Here is a 6,693-nt window from a genome sequence, read left to right as displayed (position 1 = left end):
CCCAAACAGGGCAATCGCATTAAAATCTGAGATGCGTGATCCAGTAAAGATTTTAGAGTTTCAGTACAAATGAACGGCGATCGCGAAACCTCTTATGCAGTCAGCTTTTCAAAAATTAAATGCGATTGCCCTGCCCCCCCAAACTGTTTTGATGCGCGAGCGTCAACTCTTAAAAGAGAGAAAACAATCCGATTTTATGCTAATAATAATCAGATTGTCCTTAATCGTTTTATAACTTAAATCATGAGCTTTTTAGCAGTTTATGAATCTCATTTTACCAAACATTTAACACAAACACAGTTCGAGGCTTTTAGAATTTTACTGTGGTTGCTGACAGTACATAAACAGGTTAGAATAGAAAGGTTAGCAGCTTGTTTTCCTTTACCAATCCTTTATCAAAGTCGTCGTAAACATATCCAGAGATTCCTAGTTTTGTCAGCTTTAGCCATTCCCAGATTCTGGTTTCCTGTGATTAAAGCTATTATTTGTAAAGAATTTAAGACTGGCTCTCGTCTGATTATAACAATTGACCGAACCCAATGGAAAGATAAAAATGTTTTCATGGTTGCTGTTATCTGGAAAAAGCTGGCTTTACCCATCTATTGGACACTTTTAGGGAGAAGAGGAGCCAGCAGATTATCTGAACAACAGGCATTAATTCAACCTGTTCTTTGTCTTCTAAAAAACTATGAGTTAGTCATTCTTGGAGACCGAGAATTCCACAGTGTTAAATTAGCTTATTGGTTGAAACAAAAAAGTAAAAAACAAAAGTTATTCTTCGCTTTTCGTCAGAAACAAGGTACAAACCAGAAAAAAGATGATGAAGATTATCAAACTTTTTCGCAGTTAGGAATGAAACCTGGGATGAAGATGTTTCTAACTGGGGTTTCAGTCACTAAAAATAAAGGGTTTGGAAACTTTAATGTGGGAGCATATTGGAAAAGAAAATACAAGGGCAAACAGGAAAAAGAGCCTTGGTTTATTCTTACCAACTTAGACAGTTTATCAGAGGTCTTGAAAGTTTATCGAGCCAGGGCAGGTATTGAAGCTATGTTCAAGGATTGTAAGACAGGGGGTTATAATTTGGAGGGAAGTAAAGCCAATAATAAACGACTAAATTCCTTGATTTTATTAATAGCGATCGCTTACACTGCTACTTCTTTAAAAGGCAAAACATTTCGACAAACCAATCAAGGAAAATATATTGCTCGTCTAACTGAAAAATCAAGACGTGACCGAAGACATAGTAATTTTTGGATAGGACTTTATGGCTCTCTTTGGATTCACGCTTGGGAATTTTGCTCTGATTTTATTTCAATTATGATGAGCAATAATCCCCAGAAACTCAACAATTATAAAAAAGGGTTACAAGCCATGTCCATAATAGATAAGACGGCTTAATTCCCCTATTTTATCTTAACATAAAATAACCAGTGGAAGATGATTTATTTTAGATGTAACTATCCAAAATAAACCAATTTTTATTATTTAATAAAAACTAATATTGCCCAAGGGGTTGATTTTGAGCATCAACTCTGTGGGGGGGAGGACGGTGTAACCCTCCTCCCCCCCACACACACGGCAAGAATGATTATCATTATTGTTTATTCTCAATAAGCCCTCTAGTTTTTGACAATTTATAGAGCGATCGCCGCGGCTGAAACCCTCTTTCAATCAGGGTTTTAACTGGCTTGTCACCCCGTGAGTCTTGTTTCTCATGGTGCAGCGTTGCAAATCAATGCTGGCAATGATGATCTTTGCTCAGCTTTGGAGCAAATGCCTCCGGCAGCACTAGAAGCGTTTCTTAAAGGTTTAGGACAATATATTGCTAACCAAACTCCTCAAAAGAAACACTAATCATTACCAAATAATTAATAATTAATAGTTAATAGTTAATAATTAAGAGTCGATAGTCAATAATTAATTATTAATTCAACAATGAAGGTTTAAAGCCTCCCCTTTCAAGGGTATAAATCAAAAAGAAATTCCTTTTAGCCAATCCCCTTCTTGAAAGAAGCGGATGCGACCCAACCGTCGTCGTACGGCGGTTGGAAAGCGCACCAAGCAGGGGTAATTATTAATTATTAATTGTTCATTATTAATTGCTGAACTTCTCATCTTCACTGTTGTTCCCTAATAATTTTTATTCTTTATTTACCCTAACCTTTCAACTAACCGTGTGTACCGTTGCTTTTGATTCCATTGATTAACAGCTATTCCGATAGCTTTGCTTGACCCCACAATAATCGCCAACTGTTTCGCACGGGTTAATCCTGTGTAAATAAGATTTCGTGAGAGCATAATATAGTGAGACATTGAAACGGGCATAATCACCACAGGATATTCAGAACCTTGGGACTTGTGGATGGAAATACTCCAAGCTAAGGCCACCTCATTCAAATCAGCGTAATCATACTCAACATCCCTATCATCAATTTGAATGGTGACTAATTTTTCCGAGGTGTCAATGGCTTTAACCATACCCAAGTCCCCATTATATACTTGACGATCGTAATCATTTTTCAGTTGAATTACCCGATCGCCCACCCTTAAGATCATTCCTGCTCTAGAAACTTCTGCTTTTTCAGGAGAAGGAGGGTTAAGAAGCTGCTGTAATACTTGGTTTAAGTTTCGAGTTCCCACCAGTCCCCTCGTCATAGGACAAAGTACCTGCACATCAATAGTGGGGTCAAAGCCAAGTTCTGGGATAAATTCTGTGACCAATTCTGAGATAACTTGTACCGTATGTTCTGGTTCAGTCCCCCCGTCATGCCATAAACAATCGGACTTAGGCGTATAGGATATGACTTCGAGTTTGGGATAATGACCTTGGTTAATTTGGTGGGCGTTACGAATGATGGCACTGCTGGCCGCTTGACGGAATACCTGGTTTAATGTGACCACAGGAATTTTCCCTGACTCAATCAAATCCTCTAAAATTTTACCTGGTCCCACACTGGGTAATTGGTCGTTATCCCCCACTAATAAAAGTTGACAAGTTGGTGAGATCGCCTTCAGTAAAGAATGAGCCAGGAAAAGATCCACCATTGAACTTTCATCAACAATGACCGCATCAAAGGGTAAGGGGTTATCTTTGTCTCGTTTAAACCCTCGTTTAGCCGGGTCAAATTCTAGTAAACGGTGTAAAGTTTTAGCTTCCAAACCTGCCATTTCCCCCAATCTTTGAGCAGCCCGTCCAGTGGGAGCAGCCAAACCGATTTTTTTACCCATGGCCTGCCAGAGTGCCACAATGGTTTTTTGAGTGAAAGTTTTCCCTGTTCCGGGGCCACCCGTGAGAACCATAACCCGTGATGAAGCTGCTTTGATAACTGCCTCTAGTTGTTGCGGTGAAAGTTTAATGCGCTTACTTTGAGTATATCGTTGTATCCAGTCTTTAACACGGGGTAAATCAATATTAATAGGATTTTCTAACTGTTTTAGTAATAATTTAGCTAAATTTTCTTCTGTATAATAAAAAGTTGGTTTATAACAAAGTAGCATTTTACCCACTTGTTCAACAATTAAATCCTCGGTTTCTGTCATTTCCTGGGCTGTTTTAACCACTGCTTCCCCATCGATTTGATGTTCATCAACCCTCAATAATTCAAGGGTTTCCTCATCAGCTTCTTGTACATCAACCCTCAATAATTCAATAGCCGAGTTGACCAATTCTGGTAAAGGAAGAAAACAATGACCATCTTCTGCTGCTTCGCTTAAAATGTGTAATAATCCTGACTTATACCGGTATTTTGACCAAGGAGAAACCCCCACCTTAAAAGCAATTTTATCTGCGGTATGAAAGCCTATGCCAAAAATATCCTCTGCTAGTTTATAGGGATTGTCAGTAACAATTAAAATAGATTCATGTCCATATTGTTTAAATATCTTGACTGCGTAAGTTGTTGACACACCATGACCTTGAAGAAAGACCATAACATCTTTAATTACTCTTTGTTCTTCCCAAGTGCTTTGAATCATTTGCACTCGTTTTTTACCGATGCCGGGAACTTCGACTAATCGTCCTATTTCATATTCAATAATATCGAGAGTATCTAAGCCAAAATGAGCGACTATTCGTTTAGCGGTAACCGGACCAACCCCTTTAATTAAACCACTGCCTAAATATTTTTCAATCCCTGTCAATGTGGCTGGTTTTGATTCTTTGTATCCAGTCATATTAAACTGTTGACCGTGTTTAGGGTGGTTATACCAACTACCTTGAACTTGTAGGGTTTGACCTGCTTGAATATTGGGAAAACTGCCTACAATGGTAACTAAATCCTTGAACCCTTTGACTTGCATTCGGGCGACGGTGTAACCCGTATCTTCTGCATGAAAGGTAATGCGTTCAATGACTCCTGTTAAATATTCTGTTTTAGTAATTACGTTAGGGGAAGACATAACAAAAAGGGAATTTAAAAGTAGTAATTATCGTCAGTTCTCCAAATTTCGAGAAAATCTTATCTGCTTCATTATCAATTTAACTGACTTTCTATTATTATAAGATATTTTTGTATTAAAAACTGTATTATTTATAAATAATACAACTAATAATTAATAATTATTTACTTGTTAATTCTAATTATGTAGCAAAAATTGATTGGTCATTACGAAAAGCTTTGAACTCAAGAGCATTGCTACTAGGATCTAGAAAAAACATCGTTGCTTGTTCTCCAACTTCTCCTTGAAATCTAATATAAGGTTCAATGATAAAATCAATCTCATAGTCTTTTAACTTATCGGCCAAAGTTTGCCATTGTTCCATTTCTAAAATCACCCCCCAATGTTGAACAGGAACCTTTTTCCCATCTACTGAATTAACAGGAACATCTCCAAAATTCTCAGAACAAAGATGTGCCGTAATTTGATGGCCAAATAAATTAAAGTCAATCCAATATTCGGAGGTTCTGCCCACCGTACAACCTAGAATAGTTTCGTAAAAGTATCTTGTTTTTACTAAATCAATCACGGGAAAAGCAACATGAAAAGGTCTAATAGTCATGGTTTACCATTTCTAATATTATTACTTATTGTTCAATCAGGAGGTTGTCAATTTAAGACTTCATGAAGTCGGGAAAGTTTCATTAATTATGATGTCTCCGTTCTGTTATTTTAAGTACGCTCTTCAGGGAGAGGAATCGGATCTTGATATTGAATAGCAGCTTTTAGCCATTGTTGCTTTGCGTCTAGGATATTATCCATTGCCTCAGTTAAAGTTTCTCCTGTAGAAATACAACCAGGTAAATCTTGAATCATAACCGTATAACCTCCTTCTTTTTCTGGATAAAAAGTGATCGGATAGTTAAGGGTTAGATAGTCTTCTAAGGTTTGCAGAGATGCTGGAGTTTTCATAGTTTTATTGGTCTAATTCTAGAAGTTTGACAATTTGTTTTAGGTAAGTTCTTTTTACGGTTTGCCCTCCTTTTTTGGGGATCGTAATATGAATGCTTCTTGTTGTTACGAAAAGTGTGATGACTCCCGCTCACCGAAATTTCTTGAAAGCCAAATTGAGTTAAAATATAATAGACATCATTATAGCTTAAATAGGAGTGGTTCTCTCAAGATTTTTTGAATCAGTTTTTCTAGTTTACTCATGGAAAGAGTTAGGATACAGATTTTAGTTTAAATTTAATGCTCTATTATTTACTCGTGTTTTACCATTTTGAGGGGCGATCTCTAGGTACCAGTAGTGCAAATCTGAGATACTGATGGCATGAGCCAATCAACAGAAACCTCTCCTAAACCGACAACGGAACCTCTCAAGCTGACAGCAGAGGCTGTCAATTATCTCATCAAGATACTACCAAAGGGAACCGCTTATTGTATCGGGATCGTTTTAGTAGTGATGATGAGTGGTCGCTTGGTACAATCGAAGGGGAGTCTAGTTAGGGCTGTGTTGCCTCTGGTCTTCCACATAAATGGGGATGGCATCGGGTAGAGCGGGCAATGGAGCGGGGAAAAGTCCCTCTGGACTTGCTCTTTGATCGTGCCGTTAGTTGGTGTCTGAGCAATTTGCCAGTGGAACCAGTGGCGTTGGGGGAAAAACAGCGAGAAGTGCTAGCTATTGATAGTTCCACTATTGCTCGGTGGCGGGCTAGACCTGGAATGGATTTGTTAGGCAAAGGCTTCCACCATCGGGCAGGTAAAGCAATAAGGTGATTTCCGAGAAAGCTTTTCCCATAGGGGGTAATAGCTTGGACTAAAGGCTTTCAAGAAATAAAAGGGACAGAGAGTTAGCGGATCTTGGTACACAACTTTAAAATTTCATAATTGGCTTGTCTGAAAAAACAGAAGAAATAGATTAAAATGAAGAGGTAAAAAGATTAGAGAGAGTAAATTGAAGCTAAAACAGACAAATAATCCCTTAACCCCGTCGATGGTCGATGATTTACGTTTAGCAGCCTCAAAAATGACGGGAGTAGAGCGTCGTTCATTTCAAGCTGAAATGTGTCTCAAGTATTGTGGAGGAAGTGCCAGACAAACCGAAATCGTGTTTGGTTGGGGGAGAAAAAATGTTCAACTTGGATTACATGAAAAACGAACTGGGATAGTGTGTTTAGGATTACAATCAGTCAATAGTGGATGTAAAAAATGGGAGGAAAGATACCCAATAGTTGCCCAATCATTGAAAGAAATAGCCGAAGCTCACGCACAACTAAGCCCCACATTAATATGTACGAGCTGAGTCATCCA

8 protein-coding genes are annotated in these 6,693 nt (G+C 38.2%); 5 read left to right on the top strand and 3 right to left on the bottom strand.

The window, feature by feature from the left end; genetic code table 11:
- Positions 1 to 243: 243 nt before the first annotated feature.
- Together CWATDRAFT_RS28695 and CWATDRAFT_RS37830 are read left to right on the top strand one after the other, a co-directional pair.
- The gene (locus CWATDRAFT_RS28695; protein ID WP_007308263.1) at positions 244 to 1,401 is read left to right on the top strand and encodes an IS4 family transposase; all 1,158 of its coding nucleotides are present in this window, start codon (positions 244 to 246) and stop codon (positions 1,399 to 1,401) included.
- Between the two features lie 300 nt (positions 1,402 to 1,701).
- Positions 1,702 to 1,857 (top strand): hypothetical protein, encoded by a 156-nt coding sequence (locus CWATDRAFT_RS37830; protein ID WP_157134199.1) that lies wholly within the window; start codon positions 1,702 to 1,704, stop codon positions 1,855 to 1,857.
- Between the two features lie 297 nt (positions 1,858 to 2,154).
- Here the strand turns inward: CWATDRAFT_RS37830 and recD2 are convergent, their stop codons facing one another.
- The 3 genes from recD2 to CWATDRAFT_RS28680 form a co-directional block, all read right to left on the bottom strand.
- Complete coding sequence (recD2, locus tag CWATDRAFT_RS28690) at positions 2,155 to 4,401, bottom strand: SF1B family DNA helicase RecD2 (protein WP_007308262.1); 2,247 nt, start codon at positions 4,399 to 4,401, stop codon at positions 2,155 to 2,157.
- A gap of 181 nt (positions 4,402 to 4,582) precedes the next feature.
- The gene (locus CWATDRAFT_RS28685) at positions 4,583 to 5,002 is read right to left on the bottom strand and encodes a VOC family protein (protein WP_007308261.1); all 420 of its coding nucleotides are present in this window, start codon (positions 5,000 to 5,002) and stop codon (positions 4,583 to 4,585) included.
- Positions 5,003 to 5,112: 110 nt separating this feature from the next.
- Complete coding sequence (locus CWATDRAFT_RS28680; RefSeq protein ID WP_007308260.1) at positions 5,113 to 5,352, bottom strand: type II toxin-antitoxin system HicB family antitoxin; 240 nt, start codon at positions 5,350 to 5,352, stop codon at positions 5,113 to 5,115.
- A gap of 361 nt (positions 5,353 to 5,713) precedes the next feature.
- Here CWATDRAFT_RS28680 and CWATDRAFT_RS28675 point away from each other — a divergent pair, with 361 nt between their 5' ends.
- From CWATDRAFT_RS28675 to CWATDRAFT_RS28665, 3 genes are all read left to right on the top strand, one after another.
- Positions 5,714 to 5,938: a hypothetical protein gene (locus tag CWATDRAFT_RS28675; protein ID WP_042712747.1), complete on the top strand. Its 225-nt coding sequence runs from the start codon at positions 5,714 to 5,716 to the stop codon at positions 5,936 to 5,938.
- Between the two features lie 35 nt (positions 5,939 to 5,973).
- On the top strand, positions 5,974 to 6,159 hold the full coding sequence (locus CWATDRAFT_RS28670; RefSeq protein ID WP_198139055.1) for a hypothetical protein: 186 nt from the start codon (positions 5,974 to 5,976) through the stop codon (positions 6,157 to 6,159).
- 217 nt (positions 6,160 to 6,376) lie between these two features.
- Positions 6,377 to 6,685 carry a hypothetical protein gene (locus CWATDRAFT_RS28665; protein ID WP_007308264.1) on the top strand — a complete coding sequence of 103 codons (309 nt, stop codon included), beginning with the start codon at positions 6,377 to 6,379 and terminating at the stop codon, positions 6,683 to 6,685.
- Positions 6,686 to 6,693 lie beyond the last annotated feature (8 nt).

The sequence above is a fragment of the Crocosphaera watsonii WH 8501 genome (genome assembly GCF_000167195.1).
Classification (GTDB): domain Bacteria; phylum Cyanobacteriota; class Cyanobacteriia; order Cyanobacteriales; family Microcystaceae; genus Crocosphaera; species Crocosphaera watsonii.
The sequence above is the reverse complement of the archived record's forward strand: the minus strand, read 5'-3'. Positions and strand labels throughout refer to the sequence as shown.